Origin of the sequence: Mesorhizobium sp. 113-1-2 (assembly GCF_016756475.1) — a bacterium.
GTDB classification, from domain to species: Bacteria; Pseudomonadota; Alphaproteobacteria; order Rhizobiales; family Rhizobiaceae; genus Mesorhizobium; species Mesorhizobium loti_C.
Window position 1 is genome coordinate 1,586,754 of record NZ_AP023242.1, and the last position, 25,190, is coordinate 1,611,943.

The 25,190-nt window shown below is 62.6% G+C and carries 22 protein-coding genes and 1 tRNA gene; 20 read left to right on the plus strand and 3 right to left on the minus strand.

Annotated features, from left to right (window positions below):
* Positions 1 to 57 precede the first annotated feature (57 nt).
* The 7 genes from JN279_RS07650 to JN279_RS07680 all read left to right on the plus strand — a co-directional run bounded on the left by JN279_RS07650 (position 58) and on the right by JN279_RS07680 (position 5,694).
* Positions 58 to 465, plus strand: a complete 408-nt coding sequence (locus tag JN279_RS07650; protein WP_096450996.1) for a VOC family protein — start codon at positions 58 to 60, stop codon at positions 463 to 465.
* Positions 466 to 555: 90 nt separating this feature from the next.
* Positions 556 to 630 (plus strand) — tRNA-Glu (locus tag JN279_RS07655).
* Positions 631 to 804: 174 nt separating this feature from the next.
* Positions 805 to 1,068, plus strand: a complete 264-nt coding sequence (locus JN279_RS07660; RefSeq protein ID WP_096450994.1) for a PilZ domain-containing protein — start codon at positions 805 to 807, stop codon at positions 1,066 to 1,068.
* Between the two features lie 1,321 nt (positions 1,069 to 2,389).
* Entirely contained in the window at positions 2,390 to 2,674 is a 285-nt protein-coding gene (locus tag JN279_RS07665; RefSeq protein WP_202352422.1) for a hypothetical protein, read from the plus strand.
* Positions 2,675 to 3,579: 905 nt separating this feature from the next.
* Entirely contained in the window at positions 3,580 to 4,161 is a 582-nt protein-coding gene (locus JN279_RS07670; RefSeq protein ID WP_202352423.1) for a VOC family protein, read from the plus strand.
* A gap of 29 nt (positions 4,162 to 4,190) precedes the next feature.
* Positions 4,191 to 5,051: a glutathione S-transferase family protein gene (locus JN279_RS07675; protein WP_202352424.1), complete on the plus strand. Its 861-nt coding sequence runs from the start codon at positions 4,191 to 4,193 to the stop codon at positions 5,049 to 5,051.
* A 271-nt stretch (positions 5,052 to 5,322) separates the two neighbouring features.
* Positions 5,323 to 5,694 carry a hypothetical protein gene (locus JN279_RS07680; protein ID WP_202352425.1) on the plus strand — a complete coding sequence of 124 codons (372 nt, stop codon included), beginning with the start codon at positions 5,323 to 5,325 and terminating at the stop codon, positions 5,692 to 5,694.
* Positions 5,695 to 5,824: 130 nt separating this feature from the next.
* Here JN279_RS07680 and JN279_RS07685 read toward each other — a convergent pair whose 3' ends face one another.
* On the minus strand, positions 5,825 to 6,040 hold the full coding sequence (locus JN279_RS07685) for a hypothetical protein (RefSeq protein WP_096450986.1): 216 nt from the start codon (positions 6,038 to 6,040) through the stop codon (positions 5,825 to 5,827).
* Positions 6,041 to 6,363: 323 nt separating this feature from the next.
* Between JN279_RS07685 and JN279_RS07690 the strand changes: the two genes are divergently transcribed.
* The 9 genes from JN279_RS07690 (at position 6,364) to phoB (ending at position 18,152) form a co-directional block, all read left to right on the plus strand.
* A complete protein-coding gene (locus JN279_RS07690) occupies positions 6,364 to 7,269 on the plus strand; it encodes a DUF2865 domain-containing protein (protein ID WP_202352426.1) in 906 nt (301 codons plus the stop codon).
* A gap of 127 nt (positions 7,270 to 7,396) precedes the next feature.
* Positions 7,397 to 7,633: a hypothetical protein gene (locus tag JN279_RS07695; protein WP_202352427.1), complete on the plus strand. Its 237-nt coding sequence runs from the start codon at positions 7,397 to 7,399 to the stop codon at positions 7,631 to 7,633.
* A 593-nt stretch (positions 7,634 to 8,226) separates the two neighbouring features.
* Positions 8,227 to 12,414, plus strand: a complete 4,188-nt coding sequence (locus tag JN279_RS07700) for a PAS domain-containing protein (RefSeq protein WP_202352428.1) — start codon at positions 8,227 to 8,229, stop codon at positions 12,412 to 12,414.
* A gap of 533 nt (positions 12,415 to 12,947) precedes the next feature.
* Positions 12,948 to 14,003, plus strand: coding sequence for a phosphate ABC transporter substrate-binding protein PstS (gene pstS / locus JN279_RS07705; RefSeq protein WP_096450976.1), 1,056 nt, complete (start codon positions 12,948 to 12,950; stop codon positions 14,001 to 14,003).
* Between the two features lie 68 nt (positions 14,004 to 14,071).
* On the plus strand, positions 14,072 to 15,055 hold the full coding sequence (pstC, locus tag JN279_RS07710) for a phosphate ABC transporter permease subunit PstC (protein WP_096450974.1): 984 nt from the start codon (positions 14,072 to 14,074) through the stop codon (positions 15,053 to 15,055).
* Positions 15,056 to 15,058: 3 nt separating this feature from the next.
* Entirely contained in the window at positions 15,059 to 15,910 is an 852-nt protein-coding gene (gene pstA, locus JN279_RS07715) for a phosphate ABC transporter permease PstA (RefSeq protein ID WP_096450972.1), read from the plus strand.
* Positions 15,907 to 16,710: a phosphate ABC transporter ATP-binding protein PstB gene (gene pstB, locus JN279_RS07720; RefSeq protein ID WP_027053973.1), complete on the plus strand. Its 804-nt coding sequence runs from the start codon at positions 15,907 to 15,909 to the stop codon at positions 16,708 to 16,710. Before pstA ends, pstB begins: the two co-directional genes overlap by 4 nt.
* 25 nt (positions 16,711 to 16,735) lie before the next feature.
* A complete protein-coding gene (phoU, locus tag JN279_RS07725) occupies positions 16,736 to 17,443 on the plus strand; it encodes a phosphate signaling complex protein PhoU (protein ID WP_010911897.1) in 708 nt (235 codons plus the stop codon).
* A 19-nt stretch (positions 17,444 to 17,462) separates the two neighbouring features.
* On the plus strand, positions 17,463 to 18,152 hold the full coding sequence (gene phoB / locus JN279_RS07730) for a phosphate regulon transcriptional regulator PhoB (RefSeq protein ID WP_032917568.1): 690 nt from the start codon (positions 17,463 to 17,465) through the stop codon (positions 18,150 to 18,152).
* 12 nt (positions 18,153 to 18,164) lie between these two features.
* Here phoB and JN279_RS07735 read toward each other — a convergent pair whose 3' ends face one another.
* The gene (locus tag JN279_RS07735) at positions 18,165 to 19,415 is read right to left on the minus strand and encodes an ROK family protein (protein WP_096458029.1); all 1,251 of its coding nucleotides are present in this window, start codon (positions 19,413 to 19,415) and stop codon (positions 18,165 to 18,167) included.
* Positions 19,416 to 19,678: 263 nt separating this feature from the next.
* Between JN279_RS07735 and xylF the strand changes: the two genes are divergently transcribed.
* The 4 genes from xylF (at position 19,679) to JN279_RS07755 (ending at position 24,815) form a co-directional block, all read left to right on the plus strand.
* A complete protein-coding gene (gene xylF / locus JN279_RS07740) occupies positions 19,679 to 20,719 on the plus strand; it encodes a D-xylose ABC transporter substrate-binding protein (RefSeq protein ID WP_096450970.1) in 1,041 nt (346 codons plus the stop codon).
* A gap of 145 nt (positions 20,720 to 20,864) precedes the next feature.
* A complete protein-coding gene (locus JN279_RS07745) occupies positions 20,865 to 22,196 on the plus strand; it encodes a sugar ABC transporter permease (protein ID WP_096458026.1) in 1,332 nt (443 codons plus the stop codon).
* Between the two features lie 14 nt (positions 22,197 to 22,210).
* Positions 22,211 to 23,023, plus strand: coding sequence for an ATP-binding cassette domain-containing protein (locus JN279_RS07750; protein ID WP_096450968.1), 813 nt, complete (start codon positions 22,211 to 22,213; stop codon positions 23,021 to 23,023).
* 151 nt (positions 23,024 to 23,174) lie between these two features.
* Positions 23,175 to 24,815, plus strand: a complete 1,641-nt coding sequence (locus JN279_RS07755; RefSeq protein WP_096450966.1) for a CHASE domain-containing protein — start codon at positions 23,175 to 23,177, stop codon at positions 24,813 to 24,815.
* 98 nt (positions 24,816 to 24,913) lie between these two features.
* On the opposite strand, the gene JN279_RS07760 is transcribed toward JN279_RS07755, so the two are convergent.
* A complete protein-coding gene (locus JN279_RS07760; RefSeq protein ID WP_096450964.1) occupies positions 24,914 to 25,159 on the minus strand; it encodes a YMGG-like glycine zipper-containing protein in 246 nt (81 codons plus the stop codon).
* Positions 25,160 to 25,190: the final 31 nt, after the last annotated feature.

Consider the following 25,190-nt stretch of genomic DNA (forward strand, 5'->3'; position numbering starts at 1 on the left):
CGACAAACAAGTTTGTCGCAGAAATGACCGACCGCAACCAATGAACAGGCCTCAGGCATGAAAGGCTTCGCCGAACATCGCCGTGTCGCAACCGTGGCGCTGGTCGTCGCCAATTATGACGAGGCGATCGCCTGGTATGTCGGGCGGCTGGGTTTTCTGCTTCTCGAAGACGTCGATCTCGGTGGCGGCAAGCGCTGGGTCACGGTCGCGCCGGCCAACGGGCAAGGCGCCAGGCTGCTCTTGGCCGAGGCGTCCGACGAGGCGCAAAGGCAAAGCATAGGCAACCAGACCGGCGGCCGGGTTTTCCTGTTCCTCGAAACCGATGACTTTGCCCGCGACCATGCGGCGATGCTGGCAAAGGGCGTCGAATTCCGTGAGGCGCCGCGTTTCGAGCCCTATGGCACGGTCGCGGTTTTCGCCGATCTTCACGGCAATCTCTGGGACCTGATCGAGCCCAAGCGGTAACCTGTGGGCTGCTTTTCCCTCGCTGCAGTAAAGCCGTCGAACCCCAGTTGCTTTTTCCCAGCCGTCAGCCTATATCGCCGGTTCTTGAACGCGCCCATCGTCTAGCGGTCAGGACACCGCCCTCTCACGGCGGGAACAGGGGTTCGATTCCCCTTGGGCGTACCAGAGATTTCAAGCATCTGCAGAAACCGTCAAATATGCCTTCCGTGGGGGTCATTTTTGCGCCCATCGAGCCGCATACGCCCCATTCGCCCGATGGCTCCGGCCGGCGGGCTTTTGGGTTTTGGGAACTATTTCAGCGCAAGCTAAATGAATCGCGGTGTTTCGAGGAATGAGACCATGAGCAGCGGCCCTGACGATCCGCCAATTGAGCGGCGCTCGCATCCTCGGAGTGCTGTCCTAAAAGACGGGACCATCATCACTGAAGATGCGACCATCCGGTGCTCCGTCAGAAATCAGCACGCTCACGGTGCCGAGTTACGAGTGGATCCGGGCGTGGTTATTCCTGACCGGTTCGTTCTTCACATCCCCGCGGATGACGCTAGATATCGAGCCGTCGTGCGGTGGAGAAAAAACGAGCGGCTTGGTGTGCAGATCTATTGAAACAGGATGCGGATAACGGCTGTGGCTAAGAGGACAGCTCTAAACTGCCGGCAAGGATCGTGATCCTGGGCTAGGCCATGGAATACTTCGACCGGGATCTAAGCCAAAAAAGGCTTACCCAAATAGCGATCGGTTCGGAGAGGACGGCCGGCGCATTTACAGTGCCTATGCCGCCGCAGACGGAAGGCCAGTCAAACGAGGCAAGCGCCGCCGCCTGCCGTTGCTTATGTGGTAGCCGCCATTGTGGGTCTCTTGATGTACTTGATAGGGGCTGGCTAACCAGCCAGCGCATGCCCACCCTTTTCATCAAAGTCTAATGTTTGGGACAGCGCACCGGAAAGCACGTGCGGTAACTGTTGATTCAACCATTGCTGGTATTCTAGACGAGTGTGGTAGCGGCTCCGACAGTGCGGCGGGGGCTGGATTGCCGGAGCCGCCTGCGCGGTCAGGTTGGGGTTGACCGCGCTGTTCCAAAATAGGACAGCGCGGTCAACGATTCGTTAAAATTTCGCGGACCTAATTAAGCGACGGCTAATTAATCGCAGTTTGCGGGCCGGTGCGATTTCTGGGGAAAATGAGCACATTGGAGCAGGTCTTCGCTCCTAGAGCATTTCACCGTTTCATGGAAACGGCGAACCGCTCTAACTCTTTGTTTTGACGCAATTCCCAAGGGAAAGCGCTCACCTTTTCCTGGAATTGCTCTATGTTTTTTGTTTTGCTGCCCTGTAGTCAGCTTCCCACGGCAATGCGTCAAAGTCCGGCTTGAGCCCGCCAGCGCGGTAGGCTTCCTGGGCCATGTAATTGCATTTGGCCTTCTCCAGGATGCAGGCAAAGGGCGGATTTCCTGGGCAACGGTAAAGGCCTACTGCTTCCACGTTAGAAATTCCCCGCGAACATCTCAGAATGGATTCCATGGCTGGCTACGCATGTCGTCCTTCGTTGTGATGAAGGCCCAAGGACTTGGTACCGAGGCCCAGTGCACAGTTGGGCGCGGGTGACAGGCTTGTAAAACCCCGATCCCCGAGAGAATCAATTTGAACAGGCGCGTCAACCATGTGTCTGGTCGGACTCCCAGCTGTCGATCGTTTCAAGTCGTTCACCTTGCGCGAGGAAGGGGCAATGATGATGATGGCAGCCCGCAAGGCTTCCTCGGTCGTATCGATCGAACAAGACCTGCGCCGACGTCCAAGGGCCTGCCAAGATAGATGTTGCCTTCATGATTGACCCACCCAAGCGTCAGGATTCCGATGAGGCCATCGAGCCGGGCCTTCAGGCAATCGAGGCGCGCAGAGTTCCCTTGCCGGCTGGGTACCGACAGGGTGTGATCTCGGCGATCACCGTATTGCTGGGGTTTTCGCTCCTCTTCCTGCGGTATTGGAATTTCGAAGCTGATGGCGGATGGACGGCTGCCTCGATCCTGGCGACGCTCCTGCTCGCGCTCGCTATCGTCCTGCAACTCGTCGCGCTGTGGCGTTCGCTGCTCCCGCGCGACGACGACGAGCCGGTCTATCAGGTCACGCTGCGCTGGTTCCTCGCCTCGATCATCGCTCTCCTTGCGGGCGTGCTGCTGGCCGGGCTGACCGCTTCGCACGTCTTCAATCTTTGATCGGGCTGCGCGACAACCGCTTTTACGCCGCAAGGTCGTCCTGTTGACTGCACGGAAAGCCCCGCCGACCGGGAGTCAAGCGGGGCCCTTGGAGTAGCCGCAAAAGGGGACTGGCTTCGGACTACTCATTGATCCGTAGGATCATCTTCAATGTAGTCCTCAGGATGAGATGGCGCATCGGCCGAACAGATGAAGGAAACAGCCCTATCCATTTCGTGGCCATCCTCTCAGCGCGTAGAGAGGGCCTGGACAACACTCGGGCACGCACCCGTGCGGATCGCGTTTGGCCGGGAGGGATTGGCGAGGCCCGCGAAAGCGCGGCGGCCCGCGTGTCCCGAATACCCCCAATTTAAGTCAGGCCGCGACGCTTGAAAGCGCAACGATCCCTGTTACTTACGGCGCGGGGGTAGCATCCGCGGCTACGTGGATTTTGGGTTGGGTAGAGTTGGAATGGCGTCAGATAAGATGATTTGCTCGCGCTGCCATGGCGGCGGCAAGGTTTTCGATTGCTCGAGATGGTCTGCGTCGAAAGGGCATTGCTGCCCGCAAGGGACGCACCAGATCAGTTGCCCGGGGAAGACCATCGCGTGCGCCGAATGTGGCGGCCTGGGGATGCTGGTGGAAGCTGAGCTCAAGGCCGTCGCGTAGCCGCCGCTTCGATAAGGACGCGATGAGGGCGGCTTCCGCATTGCGATCGCGTCCGCCATCTCTTGGATAGGTCCTGCACGCTTTTACGGCCAAGAGCGGTTTCACCGTTGCAACGATAGGGCTCGCCGCTTCTGGCGCGGCGGGGCCGATTGCATTAGCATCACGTCATGGATTTCGAGGCACGGCTCAAGCGGCACAGAGAATGCCGGGTGCCAGGCGGATCCTGACGGGCAATCGAGGCCACGGGGAGAAGGCCAATGCAGAAGCTGCAAGCGCAGGGCGTTCACCACATCACGCTGGTCGGCGCCGGGCGCCAGACCTCGATCGATTTCTGGGAAGGCGTGCTCGGCATGCCGTTCATCTTCGAGCAGCCCAACCTCGACAAGGCCAGCGAAAGCCATCTCTATTTCGATCCGGGCGACGGCCGGTTGATCACCGTCTTCACCGATGAGAGCCGCACGCCGCAGAAGCGGCGCACGCCGACGGATCCGGGCTGCGTCCACCACATCGCGTTTGCGGTGTCGCGTGTCACCTTCCTGCAGGCGGTCGCCCGGCTCGATGAGCGCGGCATCAAGCACAGTGGCGTCAAGGATCGCGGCTTCATGGATTCGATCTATTTCGAGGATCCGCTTGGCCTGCTGATCGAACTCGCCTCCTACCGCTTCGAGCCGCCGGCGGGTTTCACCCATGCGGACGTGCTGATGCAGGCGCACAGGCTGCGTGTCGGACGCGGCGATTACAACATTGCCGAGGTGCATCTCGCCGACGCGATCCAGGCGCTTGTCGAGAGCTCGCGTGCGACCTTGTCGGACGACCGGACGCCGAAGAATCCATACTGACGGCCAACAAAAACACAGGGAGGATAACAATGGCAAAGACAGTGAAGAACGCTGGGAAATCGGTTGCCCAGGCAAAGCCGAAAGCCGCCGCTACGGCAAAAGTGGCGGCGAAGCCGGCGCTGAAGACAGCCGCGAAAGCCGTTGCCCAAAAGTCGGCGCCGAAGACCGCCAAGGCCAAGCCGGCGAAAAAGCCGGCGCTGAAGCTCAGCATGCTGAAGCCGAGCGTCAACAACATGACGGTGCGGGTGTTTGCCCGCGCGGCCGGGTTCGACGCCGCCGAGACCGACGCCTGGGGCCACACGCGTTCGCCTGAATATATGGCACGCAATCCGGCGCATCTGACACCGATGATCGAGGACAAGGGGTTGCCCAGGGGCGTGCTGTGGGAAAGCTGCGCCATCATGCAGTACCTCGCCAACAAGCACGGGCTGGAGAAGTTCTATCCGAAGGCGCCGGCCAAGCGGGCGATGGTCGACAGCGCCATGTTCTACCTGATCGGCACGCTCTACCCCTATGTGGCGCGCGCGACCTACCCGGCGCTGGGGTTCCCGCAATATGCCGGCGAGGTCGGCCACAGCGATGCTCATCCCGACAAGAAGTCGGAAGCACAGAAGGCCGCGATGGCCGCGATCGCCGAGCCGCTCGAAGTCTTCCACTCCTTCTTCAGGGACGGCAAGCCGTTCATCGGCGGCAAGAACCCGTCGATCGCCGACATAAGGCTGGCGGCGACGCTCGAGTTCCTGGCGGTCATCGACTACCCGCTGCCCAAATGGGCGAAGGAGTATATGGCGGTAATCGAGAAGAAGCTCGGCAAGGCCTACTCCGAGCCGGCCGGCGACGTGCGTGGCTACATCGCCTATGTGAGGTCGCAGGCAAAGGCTTCAGCTTAAGGGTTCGTTAACCAAAGCCCTGTCTACTGGCAGGAATTCACCGCGCGACCACGGATGTACTGGCGCACGATCGGTGGAAGGAAAGGTCGGCTCCGTGCCGGCCTTTTTGCTTTTTTCGGGCCTTGTGCCGGCACATCGCGCAACGGTGATCAGCCAACGCCAGAGCATCAACTTTTCGCATCGGGATATTGTCATCGCCGACGCTGGCTCTAACATCGCTTCCAGCGGATTCGGCTTGGAATGCCGACCTGGAGTGAGATGAGGGCTTGCGATGAAATGCGTGGCGGCAATGCTGATGATCGCCGGTGGAATGCTGGCTGGGACGCTCCTCCCTTCGCAAGCCGCGACGCTCAACACGATGGATGATGTCGGGGACGCGATCCAAGCGTGCTGGACACCGCCGGCGGACGCCGGGAATTCGACGGTAACCCTGAGCTTCAGCTTCAAACGCGACGGCTCTCTGATTGGTCCGCCACGGCCAACCGCCGCCAAGGTCGCCGGCGACGACAAGGCGCGGAAGGCGTTCATCGACGCGGCCATTGCCGCCGTCAAGAATTGCACGCCCCTGACTTTTTCACCGGCTTTGGCGCAAGGCATTGGCGGCAACGTCTTCACGTTGCAACTGGTTTCTCCGAAGAAATAGCTATCTTGCCGACCCCTTCCGCGAGAAAGGGAGGCAATTGACTGTATGTCCCTGACGTCCATGGGCGAGGGAAAGCTTTCGGACAGATTGCCTGGTAAGGCTTGCGCCTCCGCCAGGCCGGCTTCCATGCTCAATGGCTCAGGCGCCGAACCTCGGCATGCCGTGCCAGATCCGGTGTTTCGAACACGTAGTCGCTCCAGGCCGATTCCGGGATCTGTCCGGCCAGATAGCACTCAAGCAACAGGTTTTGCTCGGGATTGAGCGGTCGTGGCGCGCGCTCGTGATCCAGCCCGAGAGAATGGAAAATGTTTCTTGTCAGTTCCGATACCGTGAAGTGGATCGACATCTGCGTTCTCCTCTGCCCATCAACGCGGCAGTCAGGCGAAGGTTTCAAGGTCAGGTGCAGGTAACGCCGGATTGATCGTTCGCCCGAGCCTGTGGCCAAGCGATTTCGACAGCCGCCGGACTGGCCGCATTGTTTTCCGGTTCGTCTCAATCTTGAAATAAAAATGTAATATCGAATTTACAGGGGTCATTCTATTACAATAGATGAAGGTCTGTCTTAGGTCATAACTCTTATAGTATTAGATATAGCTCATTTAGTCGAAGATTACCAAAGTCGAAAGAATGTGATTCCGGTCCGTCAGCAACAAGGACAATGTCGTCCCGATGATCCGTATCTGGTCTCTCATGATGATCGCGCTGGTGACGGTGGTTGCCTCTGCGCTCGGTACGGCGTCTTCCTATGCGGATAGTTGCAGCGCGATCAGAGGTCAGTTGCTTTCTGGCGGCCGCGGTGGGGGCACGAGCCCCGAACTGGCGCAGCTGCGCCGCCAGCTTGCGGCGATCCAGGGCCTGGAAAGGCAACGCAGATGCACAGCGCAAAGCGCCACGGGCGGCTTCTTCAATGCGTGCGCCGACCTTGCCAGAAACCGCACGGAGGTGCAGCGCCAGATGGCGGCCGCATCCAATTCCGGCCGAGACATTTCGGGCCTGCAGGGGCGGTTCGCGGCGCTCGGCTGCACGTCCGGGGCGAAGGAGCGCCCGGCGCCGAAGACCCAGTCCGGCGGAGCGATCTATGCCGGCAATGCGATGCTGTTTTGCGTGCGCCTGTCGGATGGCTATTTCTTCCCCGCGCCAAAGTCGCAATTTACTGGCAGCGACGATGTCAAGGATATGGCCGATCAGTGCCGTTACATCTGCGATGATCCGGCCGTCGATCTCTACACGCTCAGTGATGCCAGTCTTGAAACCGAAAAGATGGTCGCGCTCGATACGCGCAAACCCTATACCGAACTGCCGTCGGCTTTCCGCTACCGCGACGATGCCAATTTCAAGGCCTGCGATGTCAAGCGCTACTACCAGCGCGTTGCCGAATTGCGAGCAAGGACGGTGACGCCGACAAACATGACCAACGCCGTCATTCCCCTGCCACAGCCAAAGCCGGATTTCAGCAACGTCGCGGCGATCCCGCAATCCGGCACAGAGACCGCGGGTGTCGCACAGCTGCGGTCGATCGCGGCCGGCAAGCGGCCGGTGCGCGTGGTCGGCCCGGCCTTCTTCCCGGCTGAATGACCGCCCCCTCTTTGCGCATCCATCGGATACAGGTCTTCAGTGATCTGTTTGGTGCAACCGGCCATAGGACCCCGTCTGGAACAGAGGGGCGCTCACGGCGTTGTGATCAACAGCCAGGAGAAACGCCATGGCCACGTTCAGGGAAATGCGGGTTCTGGAGATCGTCGGAGACGGCTCCCTGACCAGTGACGAGAAGATCGCCGAACTGCGTGAGATCGAATCCGAGGCGCGCGGCCTGCAGCGGGCCGCGTCGGAGAGTTCCATGGGCGATGATGACGGCTGGCAGGACGATCTGCGCCAGGTCCGCCTTGCGCTAGACAAGCTGGGCGCAAAGGAACCGAAGAAGGGCGCGGCATCGCTGTAGGGCCTGTCCTCTGTGAGGCTCCGGCGGGCCGCTTCCCTGAATTGCTCCTATCCGCAGACCATGCGAACCCGTTGGCCTGGCGCGCTCACGTTCCTGCATGCCAATTGCTTTTGCGAATCAGAGTCCGCGGGCGGGGGAGGCGGCGGCGAAATTCTCGTCTGGTGCCGTCTGTGCACGGCAGGCTTCAAAACCCTGCGGTCGGAAAATCGTGCGGGTGGCGGCTGCGGCGGCACTGGAAAGGCGCCGCTGTCGGCCGGCGGTGCGTAGTCGATATTGGGTGGCGGCCGGTCCCAGAAGCGCCTGGCGTCGAGCGGCCGCGGAATGATCACCGTGCCGTCATAGCTGCGCGAACAGCCACTGCCGAAAAGCAGCACCACGCCCAGCAAGAAAGGCCCTATCCGTCCGATCATAAGCAACACCCCTGCACGGGCTTATAACGCGGCCATGGTCTGCCCGACAACCGGACTGAATAACGCAGGAGGAACGCGGTGGTTGCGCCGTTAAGGTTAGCGGATCGTTAATGCTTCTCGGGCACATTCCGCCGACGAACCGCGGAGGGAGGGTTCGGCCTTGATTTTCGGGGTGGGGACAGCATGGCGGAAGCGGACGAAGCAATCGGCGCGCGCGGCAAGCGTGGGCCTGGCATGGCGGTGCATCGCGGCGATGCGTCACCATGCGCGGACATGGATTGCGCAGATATGGATTCGACCGACGCGCTTCGCCAACTGGTCGAGGCAGGCTCGGACTGGGTCTGGGAGACCGACGCCGAACTACGGTTCTCCTGGCTTTCCCCCACCTACCAGGCGGCCACCGGCATCGATCCGGCCGATGTGCTTGGCCGGTTCCGCTTCGATTTCCTCAGCCAGGTCCTGAAGGGCAACCACAGCGCGGCAGCGCATCTGGAAGATCTGCAGGCGCGCCGGCCGTTTCGCGACTTCGTCTACGAACTGAAGGGCGGCGGCGCCGACTGCCGCTGGGTGCTGACGTCAGGCTTCCCAAGGTTTGACAGCGAAGGGGAATTTGCCGGCTATCGCGGCATAGGCCGCAATGTCACGGCGCTGGCCAGCGCCTTCGAGACCGTGGAGCAGAACCCATTGTCGGGCAGCGAACCTGACCGCCATCTTGCCGATCTGGAACGGACGATGGACGCCATGCACATGGGCGTCGTGCTTCTCGATGCCAAGCTCGACACACTGATCGTCAACAGGGCCTACCGCGACCTGTCGAGGATTCCGGAGGATGCCGTGACCGTCGGCGCTCCGTTCAGCCAGTTGATGGAACTCAACCGCCGCAATGGCATCTATGGCGACATCGACGACCAGCCGTGGCAGCGCTACCTCGCCACCCGTATCGAGGAGATTCGCGCCGGCTCCGTCGCGCCACGCGAATTTGTCCATGCCAACGGCAGGACGATGATGTTCTCGGTGACGGCGCTGTCCGGTGGCAAGCGGCTATTGACCTACTATGAGGTCACCGAACTCAAGCGTCGCGATGCCGAGATCGAAAGCGCCAACGCCAAGATCGCCGAGACCTTCGTCAATCTGCGCACCATGGTCGACGAGATGCCGATTGGTGTTCTCGTCCTCGATGCCGATATGCGTGCCGAAGTCATCAATCGCGCCTTCTATGATTTCTGGAGGATCGATCCCAGCCGCGCCGGCATCGGCTCAGCCTTCCGCGAGCTGATGGAAGCCAGCCGCGGCATCGACCCTTACGGCGCCGATGACATTGCCTGGCAACGTCACACCGCCGAGCGCGAAGCCGAAATCAGGGCCGGCGTCGCCGGCTCCGGACAATTGCCGCACAATGACGGGCGCACGCTTGTCGCATCGCTGGCACCGCTGCCTGGCGGCAAGCGGCTCATTTCCTATGTCGACGTCACCGACATGAAGGGCCGCGAGACCGAGGCACAGGATGCGCGCAAGCATCTCGCCAGCGTGCTGGAATCGCTGCCGGCCGGCGTCATCATCTACGACCGCGACGACAAGTTCGTCTTCGCCAACCGCAAGCTGCAGGACTCGCTGCCGGCGCTGAAGCCCGTCTGGCAGCCCGGCTGTAGCTTCCGCGAGGCGCTCGAGTTCGGCCATGCGGTCGGCTATTTCCGCTCGTGTGGCGATCCCGAGCTCGACAAGCTTTACGACGTCGACACCGAACGCTGGGCCGACGGCGTGCTGGCGCGCTACCATCTGCCAAATTCGTCCTACGAGCGCCTCAATGCCGATGGGCGCTGGTACCAAGTCTACGACATGCGCACCGAGGACGGCACGTTTATCGGCGTGCGCGTCGACATCACCGACATCAAGAGCCGCGAGGCGGCGCTGCGCGACTCGATGCGCCAGATCGATCTTTTCCGGCATGTCATGGACGAGCTGCCGGTGGCCGCCTTCATCAAGGCGCAGGATCTGAGCATCGAATTCGTCAACAAGGCCTGGTGCGCGATTACGGGCCTTGCCAAGGAAGACGTCATCGGCCGGACCGACCGCGAGCTGTTCGGCACGCAAGACGCGGAAAGCTACAGCCATGACGACACCGAGGTCGTCGTAACCGGCAAGGGCCTCGAGGTCGAGGAGCCCGTCACCCATCGCGACGGTACGGTGCGGCAGTTGATGACGCGCAAGAGCCGCCTGGTGGCCATTGACGGATCGGTGCATCTGGTCGGCTCCAGCACCGACATCACCGACGTCAAGGCACGCGAGCGGGCTCTGGAAGAGAGCATGCGCGAGAACGAGGTGTTCCGCAGCCTGATCGACAATGTACCGGTGTCGATCTACGCCAAGCGCTCCGACCTCAGGCAGTTCTATGTCAACAAGGGCTGGTGCGATCTGACCGGTCTCAGCAGGGAAGATGCGATCGGCAAGACCGACATCGAGATCTTCGGGCCGGATGGCGAGGCTTTCGTGGCCGGCGACCTGGCGGTGCTGCGCACCGGCGACACCCAGGAGATCGAGGAGACGGTGCGGCTTGCCGACGGCAGCGTCAGGCATCAGTTCGCGCGCAAGGGCGCGATGATCGCGTCGGACGGTTCGCTCTACCTGATCGGATCGACCACCGACATCACCGAGCTGAAGATGCGCGAGGCGGAACTCAGCGAGGCGCGCCAGCGCGCCGTGCTCGCCGACCGCGCCAAGTCGGAATTCCTCGCCAATATGAGCCATGAGATCCGCACGCCGATGAACGGTGTGCTGGGCATGGCGGAACTTCTGGCCAAATCCAATCTCGATACGAAGCAGAAGACGTTCACCGACATCATCGTCAAGTCGGGCAACGCACTCCTGACAATCATCAACGACATCCTGGATTTCTCCAAGATCGATGCCGGCCAGATGGTGCTCGATCCGGCGCCCTTCAACCTTGCCGAGGCGATCGAGGATGTGGCGACGCTGGTGTCGACGCGGGCCAAGGAAAAGGACCTCGAACTCATCGTGCGCGTCGAGCCGAGGCTCGAAAGCCTGTTCATCGGCGATGTCGGGCGCATAAGGCAGATCGTCACCAACCTGCTCGGCAATGCGGTGAAATTCACCGATGAAGGCCATGTGCTGGTCGACGTGACCGGCGAGCGGGTGCCGACCGGAACCAGGCTGACGATCTCGGTCACCGACACCGGTATCGGCATCCCCGAGGAAAAACTGAAACTGGTGTTTGAAAAATTCAGTCAGGTTGATACCTCCTCGACACGGCGGCACGAGGGCACCGGGCTGGGCCTTGCCATCACCTCACGGCTGGTCGAATTGATGGGCGGCGAGATCGGCGTCGAGAGCGCCGAGGGCAAGGGCTCGACCTTCTGGTTCACCGTGACGCTGCCCAGGGCGGGACAGCAGAACGGGCAGCGCATCATGCCGGTGGACGTGACGGGCTCACGCGTGCTGATCGTCGACGACAATGCCGTCAACCGGGCCATCCTGACTGAGCAGATGACCTCGTGGACGTTCGATTCCTGTGCGGCCGAAAGCGGCGCCGAGGGTCTCAAGGTGCTGATCGCGGCTGCCGCCTATGGCGTGCCCGTCGATTGCGTCGTTCTCGACTACCAGATGCCCGAGATGAGCGGCGCCGAAATGGCGCGCATCGTGCGCAACACCGAAGGCCTTGCCGACACGCCGATCATCATGTTGACCTCGGTCGACCAATCGCTCGCCAACACCAGCTACCGCGATCTCGGCATCGACGCCCAGCTGATCAAGCCGGCGCGCTCCTCCGTGCTTCTGGAGACGCTGGTGGCGACCATACAGCGCCATCGCCACACCACGGACGGTCCGGTCCAGCAGCTTGCGACCGAGAGGCTCGATGCTCCCCAGCGGCCGCCGGCGGCGCTGTCTGAGCAACGCGCGCAATTGCAGCCGCCGCCGGTTCGCCCGAGGCTGCCTGCCTCCGGCGGTGGCGGGCACAGGCTGGATATACTCGTGGCCGAGGACAATGAGGTGAACCAGATGGTCTTCACCCAGATCCTCGGCGAGACCGGGTATGGTTTCGAGATAGTCGGCAATGGTCGCAAGGCGCTCGACGCCTTCGGCAAGCTCAATCCGTGCATGATCCTGATGGACGTTTCGATGCCGGAGATGAGCGGGCTCGAGGCGACGGCCGCGATCCGCCAACTGGAGCAGGAAACCGGCACGCATGTGCCGATTGTCGGCGTCACCGCGCATGCGCTCAAGGGCGATCGCGAACGCTGCCTGGAGGCGGGCATGGACGATTATCTGCCCAAGCCGATCAGCCCCAGGGCCTTGCTGGAGAAAGTCGAGCGCTGGCTCGGCGCCGGCCGCCAGGTCCAGCGCAACGCGGGATAGCACCCGCGTCGCCCGGTCCCAAGGATCGGAAGAGGCAAGCCGAGGGAATCAATCGCCGATTTGCTGCTACCCCTGCGTGCAATGCCTATGGTGCGATCGCACCATACCAAAGGCGGCGCCGAGCCGGAACAATAGCAAAATCGAATTCCGCCCTTGCAGTTACGGGCGGGAGCAGCGACCGCCGGCAAGAGACAGCGTCAACCTACCCCAACGGACCTGTTTTTGGCGATGGCCCGGCCACGACACGCTCTGGCCTTGAGCAACGCGCTCCCGTCCGGATTTTCTTCACCTGGGAAAGCCCCGCCGAATCCGGCGGCGGCTGCAGCCGGCGGATGGCTCAAGCCCCTGATTCCCGCGGCAAACTCGGATCGGGCCGCAACCGCCCGACGCCGCCTCCTTTTCGAGTGCCGGCGACGCGTTACCGGGCTGACATGAAACTGTCATGCGACTGTAATAATCCAAGTCTATTGGCCTCAGCGGGCGCTGGTTAGGAATGGCGCCGAGAGACCATCTTCCGAACAGGAGCAGGCCACATGAGACATTTCATCCGCTCAGCGGTCGTTGCGATTGCAATGGCTACAGCGTCTACCTTCACCCTTTCCGCAGCAATGGCAGCTGACCTTTCCGGCGCCGGCTCGACCTTCATCTATCCGGTGTTCGCCAAGTGGGCCGACACCTACAAGAAGGATACCGGCATCGGCCTCAACTACCAGTCGATCGGCTCCGGCGGCGGCATCAAGCAGGTCATCGCCAAGACCGTGACCTTCGGCGCCACCGACAAGCCGATGTCCGACGCCGATCTGGAAAAGAACGGCCTCGTGCAGTTCCCGATGGTGATGGGCGGCATCGTGCCGATCGTCAACCTCACCGGCGTCAAGCCGGGCGAACTCGTTCTCGACGGCAAGACCCTCGCCCAGATCTATCTCGGCGCCATCACCACCTGGGACGATGCCGCGATCAAGGCGCTGAACCCCAGCCTCACCCTGCCGTCGACCGCGATCGCCGTCGTGCATCGCTCGGACGGCTCGGGCACCACCTTCAACTTCACCAACTATCTGGTGAAGCTCTCGCCGGACTGGAAGGACAAGGTCGGTTCGGACAGCGCCGTCGAATGGCCGACGGGCGTCGGCGCCAAGGGCAGCGAAGGCGTTGCCAACACCGTCAAGCAGACCGACGGCGGTATCGGTTACGTCGAATACGCCTATGCCAAGCAGAACAACCTGTCCTACTCCAAGATGCTGAATGCAGCCGGCAAGGTCGTCGAGCCGTCGCTCGAATCTTTCGGCGCTGCCGCTTCGAATGCCGACTTCAAGACTGCCAAGAACTTCAACGTCATCATCACCAACGAGCCTGGCGACACCACCTGGCCGATCGCTGCCTCCACCTGGGTTCTGATCCACAAGGCTCCGGATGATGCCGCTGCCACCGGCGAAGCGCTGAAGTTCTTTGCCTGGGCCTACAAGGACGGCAAGGAAACCGCCAAGGCGCTCGACTACGTCTCGATCCCCGACAGCGTCGTCGACCTGATCAAGGCTTCGTGGAAGGCCGACATCCAGGCCGACGGCAAGCCCGTCTACGCCGGCGAGTAATATCCTCCGAAGGAGCGCCGCGCCCGCGGCGCTCCTTTTCCCATCAACTTGAAAGAGCCGAGCTTGACATGAGCGCTGTCCAGGAAGCCTTGCCAGCCGTTAGAGGTTCGCGCGACGCCACCGTTCGACGGTTCGCGCTGACCGATTCGATCTTCCACGGAATGACCCGCGCCGCAGCCATATTGGTTCTGGTCCTGCTCGGTGGTGTTGCGATCTCGCTGGTAGCCGGTTCCTGGCAAGCTCTGTCGACCTTCGGCTTCTCTTTCCTGACCAGCGAAAGCTGGAATCCGGTGACCGAGAAGTTCGGCGCGCTGGCGCCGATCTACGGCACCATCATCACCTCGGCCATCGCCATCCTGATCGCCGTGCCGCTCGGCATCGGCATCGCCATCTTCCTCACCGAGCTTTGCCCGCGCCCGCTGCGGCGCCCGATCGGCATGGCGGTTGAATTGCTGGCCGGCATCCCTTCGATCATCTACGGTATCTGGGGCCTGTTCGTGCTGGCGCCGTTCCTGCAGACGACGGTGCAGCCTTTCATCATCAGCGTCTTCCACGGCATTCCGGGCCTCAACAGCCTGTTCGCCGGCCCTCCTTACGGTATCGGCCTGCTGACCTCGGCGATGATCCTGGCCATCATGATCCTGCCTTTCATCACCTCGATCACCAAGGACGTCTTCGATACGGTGCCGTCGGTGCTCAAGGAATCGGCCTATGGCATCGGCTGCACGACCTGGGAAGTCACGCGCCGGGTCGTCATTCCCTACACGCGCATCGGCATCATGGGCGGCGTCATGCTCGCGCTCGGCCGTGCGCTCGGCGAAACCATGGCGGTGACCTTCGTCATCGGCAACGCGCACCGCATCTCGACATCGCTGTTTGCGCCGGCAACGACGATCTCGGCGACCATCGCCAACGAATTCACCGAAGCGGTCGGCGATCTCTACACCTCCTCGCTGGTGGCGCTCGGCCTGATCCTGTTCGTCATCACCTTCCTGATCCTTGCCATCGCCCGCTACATGCTGATGCGCATTGACGCCCGCACCGGAGCCTGACCGATGTCGACAGCCGCATCGCTTCACCTGAGCCGCAAGCGCAAGAATGGCGTGATGATGACGCTGTGCGTCGTCGCCGCCGGCATCGGCCTTGCCTGGCTGGCGCTGATCCTCGGCGCCCTGCTCTACAAGGGCCTCGCCGGCGTGTCCCTCTCGGTCTTCACGGAAATGACGCCACCGCCCGGCGATGCCGGCGGCCTGCTCAACGCCATCTATGGCAGCATCGTGATGACCATCATCGGCATCATCGTCGGCACGCCGATCGGTGTGCTGGCCGGCACCTATATGGCGGAATATGGCCGCTTCTCGAAGCTCACCACCGTGGTTCGCTTCATCAACGACATCCTTTTGTCGGCGCCGTCGATTATCATCGGCCTGTTCGTCTATGAGCTGATGGTGCGGCCAATGGGGCATTTCTCGGCGATCGCCGGTGCCGTAGCACTTGCCATCCTGGTCATCCCGGTCGTGGTGCGCACCACAGAGGACATGCTCAATCTGGTGCCCAACGCCCTGCGCGAAGCCGGCACCGCGATCGGCGCACCGCGCTGGGTGGTCATCCGCTCGGTTGCCTACCGCGCGGCACTTTCCGGCATCGTCACCGGCATATTGCTGGCGATCGCGCGCATCTCCGGCGAGACCGCACCGCTTCTTTTCACGGCGCTGAACAATCAGTTCTGGTCGAGCAATCTCAACGCGCCGATGGCCAGCCTGCCTGTCACCATCTTCCAGTTCGCTCTCAGCCCTTACGAGGAATGGCAGCAGCTGGCCTGGACCGGTGCACTCATCATCACACTGACGGTTCTCGCGCTCAGCATCTTTGCGCGCAGCCTGACCGGACGCAGAGAGGACAAATGAGCCAGATGTTGTCTCCAGACATGACGATCGCCGCCGAGGCGGTGGCCAAGGCCAAGATCGAGGTCAAGAACCTCAACTTCTACTATGGCCAGTCGAAGGCCCTGAAGGATATCACGCTGTCGCTGCCCGAGCGCAGCGTCACCGCCTTCATCGGCCCTTCGGGCTGCGGAAAGTCGACGCTGCTGCGCGTCTTCAACCGCATCTATGAGCTCTATCCCAAGCAGACCGCCGAGGGCCAGGTGCTGCTCGACGGCCAGAACGTTCTCGACCGCTCGCAGGACCTCAATCTGCTGCGCACCAAGATCGGCATGGTGTTCCAGAAGCCGACGCCGTTCCCGATGTCGATCTACGAGAACATCGCTTTCGGCGTCAGGCTCTATGAGAAGATCAGCAAGGCCGAGATGGACGGCCGTGTCGAGCAGGCGCTGAAGCGCGCGGCACTGTGGACCGAGGTCAAGGACAAGCTCAACGCCAGCGGCCTCAGCCTGTCGGGCGGCCAGCAGCAACGGCTGTGCATCGCCCGCACCGTGGCGGTGAAGCCGGAAGTCATCCTGCTCGACGAGCCGGCCTCGGCGCTCGACCCGCTCTCGACCGCCAAGATCGAGGAGCTGATCGACGAGTTGCAAGCCGACTACACGATCGTCATCGTCACCCACAACATGCAGCAGGCGGCGCGCGTGTCGAAGCAGACCGCCTTCATGTATCTGGGCGAACTGGTCGAGTTCGACAAAACCGAGAAGATCTTCACGTCGCCTCGCGAGAAGCGCACGCAAGACTACATCACCGGCCGCTTCGGCTGATCGCACGCATACGAGGACCAGGATCATGGCCGAACACACAGTCGCAGCCTTCGACGAGGATCTCGGACAGATCAGCAGGCTGATCAGCGACATGGGCGACCTCGCCGGCTCGATGGTCGGCGGCGCCACCAAGGCACTGCTGAATTCCGACAATGCGCTGGCCCAGCGCGTGGTCTCCGACGACGCGATCATGGACGCGCGCCAGCGCGAACTCGACGACCGTGCCATCACGCTGATCGCCAAGCGCCAACCGATGGCCGACGATCTGCGTCATGTCGTCGGCTCGATCCGCATGGCCGGCGACCTCGAACGCATCGGCGACCTTGCCAAGAACATCGCCAAGCGCGTCGGCACCGTCGGCCTCAGCGCCACACCGCGCGACCTGTCGCATTCCATCGACGCCATGGCGCAGCTGGTGCTGATCCAGGTGCAGGGCGTGATCGAGGAGTATGCGGCGCGCGATGCCGCCGCACTGGCGAAGTTGCGCGCCGACGACGAACGTATCGACGTCAAATACACCTCCGTCTTCCGTGAACTGCTGACCTATATGATGGAGGACCCGCGCAACATCACGGCCTGCACGCATCTGTTGTTCTGCGCCAAGAATCTCGAACGCATCGGTGACCACGTGACCAACATCGCCGAGAATGCGTACTATGTCCTGACCGGCACGCAGCTGCCCGCCAATCGTCCAAAACAGGACGAGACGGCGATGTCAGCGCCGGCGGCCTGAGCGCAGGGGTAACCAGTCGATGATCGCGCCACGCATCATGGTGGTGGAGGATGAGGAGCCGCTTGGGGTGCTGCTCCGCTACAATCTGGAATCCGAAGGCTACCAGGTCGAGGTGGTGCCGCGCGGCGACGAAGCCGAAATCCGGCTGCAGGAGAACGTGCCCGACCTTCTGGTGCTCGACTGGATGGTGCCTGCGGTGTCCGGCATTGAACTCTGCCGGCGCCTGCGAATGCGGCCCGAGACCGAGCGGCTGCCGATCATCATGCTGACCGCGCGGGGCGAAGAAAGCGACCGTGTACGTGGACTTTCCACCGGCGCCGACGACTATCTGGTCAAGCCGTTTTCGACGCCGGAATTCATGGCAAGAGTCAAGGCGCTGCTGCGCCGCGCCAAGCCGGAAGTGCTGTCCAGCGTGCTCAAGGTCGGCGACATCGTGCTCGACCGCGAATCGCACCGGGTCTATCGCAAGAAGAGCGAGATACGGCTTGGGCCGACCGAGTTCCGCCTGCTCGAATTCATGATGCGCCATCCCGGCCGCGTGTTCTCGCGCAGCCAGCTGCTCGACAATGTCTGGGGCGAGACGATCTACATCGACGAGCGCACCGTCGACGTGCATGTCGGCCGCCTGCGCAAGGCGGTCAACAATGGCCGCATGCCGGACGTTATCCGCACCATTCGCGGGGCGGGCTACGCGATCCGCGAGGATTGAGCGTAACCTGATTCAGGCTACGTTTTTCTTTACGGCAAGGCCTGATTTCGCCTGCACGCCCGGCGCGAAAATCTCCTGGTCGACGAAGGTCAGCGCGCGCATGGCGCAACCTTCGCGGATTAGCGGCAGTTCGTTCGGTTCGGTGTCGAAGGAAATCGATTTCGAGTGCTGGCCGCCGGCGGTCTGCGCGATCGCCTCGCGCAATGCCGGCTCGATCAGGTCGAAGGCGGCGGCGCTGACGCCGACCATGGCGACGGGCGCGGGATCGATCAGCGCGAACAGGCTGCCGAGGCCATAGCCCAATGCCTCGCCGGCCTTGCGATAGGCTTCTCGCTCAGGCCCGTCTCTTTCCCGTGCGGTGGCGGCGAGTGCCCGCATCTGTGCGTCGCTGACGTCGGCGACCGGCTCGGTGTCCTCGCCAAGCTGCCTGGCGTTGCGCCAGATGGCGTAGTTGCCGGCATAGGCCTCGACGCAGCCGCGGCGTCCGCAGCGGCAGAGCGCGCCGCCGGGCCGATGGATCATGTGACCGAACTCGCCGCCCGAGGAATGGGTGCCGGTGAACAGCTCGCCCTTCAGCACCAGGCCCATGCCGATGCCGTGCGAAAGCAGGATGGCGATGAAGTCGTCGCGATAGCGCTCGGGATCGCGCCAGCGCAGCGCCACCGCCATCATGTTGCAGTCGTTTTCCATGGTGGCGGGGATGCCGAACTCGGCCTCGAGTATGTCGGCGAAGGCGATGTTGGTCTGCGGCGTGATCGGCGACCACAGCATCGCCCGGGCCTCGGTGTCGGTGATGCCCTGGATCGCCAGCGCGATGCGGGCGACGCTGCGCACGTCGATATCGGGATCCTCGAGGCGCCGCCGCACGATGGCGACGCATTCGCCGATCAGCGCTTCGCGCGACATGGTCAGCGTGTCCAGCCGGCGCTGTTCCTCCGAGACCACCTGGCCGGCATAGTCGATGACGGCGACGGACAGGAAATTCAGCGACAGCACCACGGTCATGACGGCCGCGGCCTCCGGGTTGAGGCCGAGGCCGACCTGCGGCCTGCCGCGCTTCAGCGAGCCGGCCTCGCTCGGCTTGCCTTCGGCCAGGATGCCTTCACCGATCAGATCGGAGGAAATCGCCGATATGGTCGAATGGCTGAGGCCGGTGGTCGCGGCGATCTCGGTGCGCGAGGGCCGGCCGGCCCGGCGCACGGCCGCAATCACCATGGCGCGGTTGCGCCGGCGCAGATCGTCGTGACGGATTCCGACCGACATGTTTTCCCACATCCTCCCCGGTCGCCGCGGTTCCTCGAACGCCGCATGCGACACGGTCAAATACTGGCAGAAGCGGCCCGTCCTGTCATTTATTTATTCCGAGGCTCGAAAAAAATTCGCGGGGACATCAAAATCCATCAGAATCGTTGTTGACAGCGTTCCGGTGTTGGATCAGTGTTTTTTCGAGGCTCGAAAAAATAGGGCCTCTGTGCCGGCCTTAGGGCCAGTTTGGTCGCGCCATACGCGGCGCAGGGAGGAATATCATGAAGAGATTCACAGCCGCCATCCTGGCGGGTGTCGCCATGTCGCTGACGCTTGCGTCGGTCGCGCAGGCGAAGGACAAGGTCATCGGCGTTTCGTGGTCCAACTTCCAGGAAGAGCGCTGGAAGACTGACGAGGCCGCGATGAAGAAGGCGATAGAGGCCGCCGGCGACAAGTACATTTCCGCCGACGCACAGTCCAATCCCGGCAAGCAGCTTACCGATGTCGAGAGCCTCATCTCGCAGGGCGCCAATTCGTTGATCATCCTGGCGCAGGACGCCTCGGCCATCGGCCCGGCCGTGCAGAAGGCGTTGGACGAAGGCATTCCGGTCGTCGGCTATGACCGCCTGATCGAGAATAAGGACGTCTTCTACCTGACCTTCGACAACAAGGAAGTCGGCCGCTTGCAGGCTGCTGCGGTGTTCAAGGCCAAGCCGGAAGGCAATTATGTCTTCATCAAGGGCTCGGGCGCCGATCCGAACGCCGATTTCCTGTTCTCGGGCTCGATGGAAGTGCTCAAGGCGGCCATCGACAGCGGCAAGATCAAGAATGTCGGTGAGGCCTATACGGACGGCTGGCTGCCCGCCAACGCCCAGAAGAACATGGAACAGTTCCTGACCGCCAACGACAACAAGGTCGACGCGGTCGTCGCGGCCAATGACGGTACCGCCGGCGGCGTCGTCGCAGCGTTGACGGCGCAAGGTCTCGCCGGCACCGTGCCGGTGTCGGGCCAGGACGGCGACCATGCCGCGCTGAACCGCATCGCGCTCGGCACCCAGACCGTGTCGGTGTGGAAGGACGCGCGCGAACTCGGCAAGAACGCCGCCGAGATCGCTTCGCAGCTGGCCGACGGCAAGAAGATGACCGACATCGCCGGTGTCAAGGACTTCACGACGCCTGGCGGCAACACCGTCAAGTCGCTGTTCCTGACCCCGGTCGCCATCACCAAGGACAATCTCAACGTCGTCATCGACGCCGGCTGGATCAAGAAGGACGAAGTCTGCGCGGGCGTCGCCGCCGGCAGCGTCGCGGCCTGCAACTAAACGGCGCAATACTGTTCGATATCGACGCCGCGGCCCATAAGCCGCGGCGTTTCTCAAGGGGCTTCCCGCTTCAAATGACTGCGGAAAGCAAATAGCATCCATGTTCCGGCATCCGCGCCAGACGGTAAACCGGTGGGAGGATAGCATGACCGACACGACCTCTAATCAACCGGTCGGCAGCACGGCGGCGGACAAGGCGCGTGCATCCGAACTCAGCGCCGTTGGACGGTTCCTCAAGGCTACAGAACTCGACACGCGCATGCTTGGCATGGTCGGTGCGCTGCTGGTCATCTGGGTCGGCATCCACATCCTGTCGGGTGGGCTTTTCCTGACGCCGCGCAATCTGTGGAACCTGTCGGTGCAGACTTCTTCGGTCGCGATCATGGCGACCGGCATGGTGCTGGTCATCGTCATGCGCAACATCGACCTCTCGGTCGGATCCGTCGAAGGCGTGATCGGCATGATCATGGGTGTGGCGCAGGCTGAATTCCTCATCCGCGTCATCGGTTTCCAGCTTGGAAATCCCTGGCTCTGGATCATCGCGCTGACGGCCGGCGTGGTGCTTGGTCTCCTGATCGGTGCATTCCAGGGCTTCATCATCGCCTATATGGAGGTTCCGGCCTTCATCGTGACGCTGGGCGGCCTGCTGGTCTGGCGCGGCATGGCGTGGTTGATCACCAGCGGGCGCACGGTCGCGCCGCTCGACACAACCTTTCAGTTGATGGGCGGCGGACCGCGCGGCTCGATCGGCGCCACCGCCAGCTGGATCGTCGGTGTGGTCGCCTGCGTGGCGGTCGCCTTCATGCTGCTCAACGGCAGGTCGCAGCGCAAGCGGTTCCACTTTCCTTTGCGTCCCGTTTGGGCCGAGACCTTGCTCGGCGTGGTTGCCTGCGCCGCTATCCTTGGCGCCGTCTGGATCGCCAATTCCTATCCATGGCCGATCGGCATCGTGCGCCAGTACGCCCAGCAGAACGGCATTACCGTTCCCGAGGGCGGGCTGTTCATCGCGCATGGCATTGCCATACCGGTGCTGATGGCGGTGGCGGTGGGCATCATCATGACCTTCATCACCAAGCGCACGCGTTTTGGCCGCTATGTCTTTGCCATCGGCGGCAATCCGGAGGCGGCCGAACTCGCCGGTATCAACACACGCTGGGTAACCATGAAGGTGTTCATGATCATGGGCGTGCTGGCCGCCATCAGCGCGGCGATCTCGTCGGCCCGGCTCAACGCATCGACCAATGCTCTGGGCACGCTGGACGAGCTTCTGGTCATCGCCGCCGCTGTGATCGGCGGCACGTCGCTCGCCGGCGGCGCCGGCACGGTGCTGGGCGCCATGCTGGGCGCGCTGCTGATGCAGTCATTGCAGTCGGGCATGGTGTTGCTCGGCATCGACTCGCCGCTGCAGAGCATCGTGGTCGGCGCGGTGCTGGTCATCGCGGTGTGGCTCGACACCGTCTATCGCAAGCGGGTTTAGGGGGAAAAACGATCATGACCGACAAAACCGCTCCCGCAACCGCCCCCATGGGCACGCCGCTGATCGACATGCGCAACATCTCGATCGCCTTTGGCGGCATTCGCGCCGTCGACGATGCCTCGATCGATCTTTTCCCCGGCGAGGTCGTGGCGCTGCTCGGCCATAACGGCGCCGGCAAGTCGACGCTGATCAAGATCCTGTCCGGCGCCTACAAGCGCGACGGCGGCCAGATCTTCGTCAATGGCGAGGAGGCTTCGATCGCCAATCCGCGCGACGCCAAGAAATACGGTATCGAGACGATCTACCAAACACTCGCGCTGGCCGACAATGTCGACGCTGCCGCCAATCTGTTCCTCGGCCGCGAGCTGATGACCGGCTGGGGCACGCTCGACGACGTTGCGATGGAGGCCGAGGCGCGCAAGGTGATGGGCCGGCTCAATCCGCGCTTCCAGCGCTTCAAGGAGCCGGTGATCAAGCTGTCTGGCGGACAGCGGCAATCGGTGGCGATCGCGCGCGCAATCCTGTTCAACGCCCGCATCCTGATCATGGACGAGCCGACGGCCGCCCTTGGTCCACAGGAAACCGCGCAGGTCGGCGAACTGGTCAAGCAGCTCAAATCCGACGGTATCGGCATCTTCCTGATCAGCCACGACATTCATGATGTGTTCGAGTTGGCGGACCGGGTCTGCGTGATGAAGAACGGCCAGGTCGTCGGCACCGCGCGCACCACCGATGTCACCCAGGACGAGGTGCTCGGCATGATCATCCTGGGCAAGTGCCCTCCAGGCGCCATTCCCGGGCCGGGCGCGCTGAGAATCGCCGCCTGAGGGCTGCCGGTCGCCCGGTATGGGCTTGATCGGCATGGCCGGTTGCCGCTCACGTGATATGCCAGTGATCGCGATGGCTTGGCCCTGCCATTGTGTTGGCCCGGCGACTTGCCCATAAAGGTCCGGTATTGCTCATGGACCGCATGATCCGTTGAAGAAACTTTTTCCGATTGTCGCGTTCATCGCCGTTGCGCTGATCAGCATGACCATGGCGGGGTTCGCCTATTTCGCGACGCAGGAGGCCTCCCGCATCAAGTTCGAAGCGGCGGCCGACGATGCGCTCAACCGGATCGAGAGCCGTATCGACCTGCATTTGTCGCTGCTGCGGTCGACGCAGGCGCTGTTCGACGCCCGCAATGGCGACATCTCGCAGAACGAGTTCAAGGCGTTCTTCAACGCGCTGGATGTCGACAACAATTTCGCCGGCCTGCGCGGTATTGGCTTCCTCGGACTCGTCAAGACGGGCGACGAGGCGGCGGTCGAGCGCGACATCCTCCACGATTTTGGCGTCAGTCATCCGGTCTATCCGGAAACGACGCAGCCCTGGCGCGCACCTATCATGCTCTTCGAGCCGCTGGATCCGTCCAACCAGGCCAGTATCGGATACGATATGTTCAGCGAACCGGTTCGGCGCGCGGCGATCGAAAAGGCGATGGCCGATGATCAGCAGCACGCGAGCGGGCTGGTGCAGCTGGGACAAGGCACCGGGGCGACGCAGACCTTCCCCGGCTTCCTGGTCTTCGTGCGGCTCAACGTCGAGACCGCGCCGGAGGTCATCAACGCGTCGCGATCCTCGACCGCGGGCTTTCTCTATGCGGCCTTCCGGGCCCGCGACCTGTTCCAGATCGCACTCAGCCGCGCGCCGCTGCTGCCGGTCAACACCGAGATCTATGACGGGGCGGCGGACAGCGACAATCTGTTGTTCCGGTCGGAGACGCCGCCTGCCTCTGCCTTTGGCGATCGGCTGCTGGTCACCCGCAAGATCACGGTGGCCGGCCGCCCGTGGACGGTACTGTTCAGGCCGACCAGCGCCTTCTCGCAGCCGTCGTCGCGCGCCATCCCAGTGATGCTGGGGCTGTTCGGCCTGCTGGCGGCGGGCGCCATCGCGCTGGTCGCGCGCTATCAGGAGCGGGCCTATGAGGCGGCATCGCGCCTGCACGAGACGACCGAAAAAAGCCTACTCGAAAAGGATCTGATGCTGCAGGAGATGAAGCATCGCATCAAGAATTCGATCACCAGGGTGCTAGCGATCGCGCGGCAGACGGCTTCGCGGGCGACCGACGTCAACGAGTTCTCGGCGTCCTTCTCGGCCAGGCTGCAGGCAATGGCGGCCTCTCAGGACATGCTGACGCGCTCGCGCTGGCAGAAGGCCGATCTCGCCGATCTCCTGCGCATCGAGCTTGGCCAGGTGTTCGGCAAGGACCTGCCTGAGGGGTTGTTGTCGGGACCGGAGGTCCTGCTCGACGAGACCACCACGCAGGCGCTTGGCCTGACCTTCCATGAGCTGGCAACCAATGCGCTGAAATATGGCGAAGCCGGCAATTCCGCCAATTCGCTCAGGAGCGACTGGGCGCTCAAGGTGGACTGGTCGGTGGAAGGGCGTGGGCGCGAGCGGACGCTGGCGCTGAACTGGCGGGAGGCCGGGAAGAAAAAAGTCGAGGCGCCAGCCGAGACCGGATTCGGCACCAAGCTGATCGACCTCAACGTCACGCGAGAGCTGCGTGGCACGATCAAGCGCGATTTTCAGGCCGATGGTCTGAAGGTGGAAATACGGATCCCGCTGACAGTCTGACGGCGAACAGCCAGGCGGATGGCAATCAAACGCCAATACATGCAAAATCCGGAGGCCGGCGGGCCGGCCTCCGGATCGAAGTTTCGACTATCGCCGGATTAGTTGCAGCGCGCCGTGTAAATCCGGCCGCGATGATCGCGATACTGGCAATAGCCGTTCTGCAGCTTGCGAACCAGCAGACCGGAACCGGCACCGACAGCCGCACCGATCAGCGCGCCCTTGCCGCCGCCGACCAGGCCGCCGATACCGGCGCCAATCAAGCCGCCGCCAACGACGTCCTGCTCGGTCGACGTGCAGCCGCTGAGAGCGGCCACCGCAACCATGGCAATAATCATCTTCCGCATAGAGTCACTCCTCACTTTGTGTCCACACTTT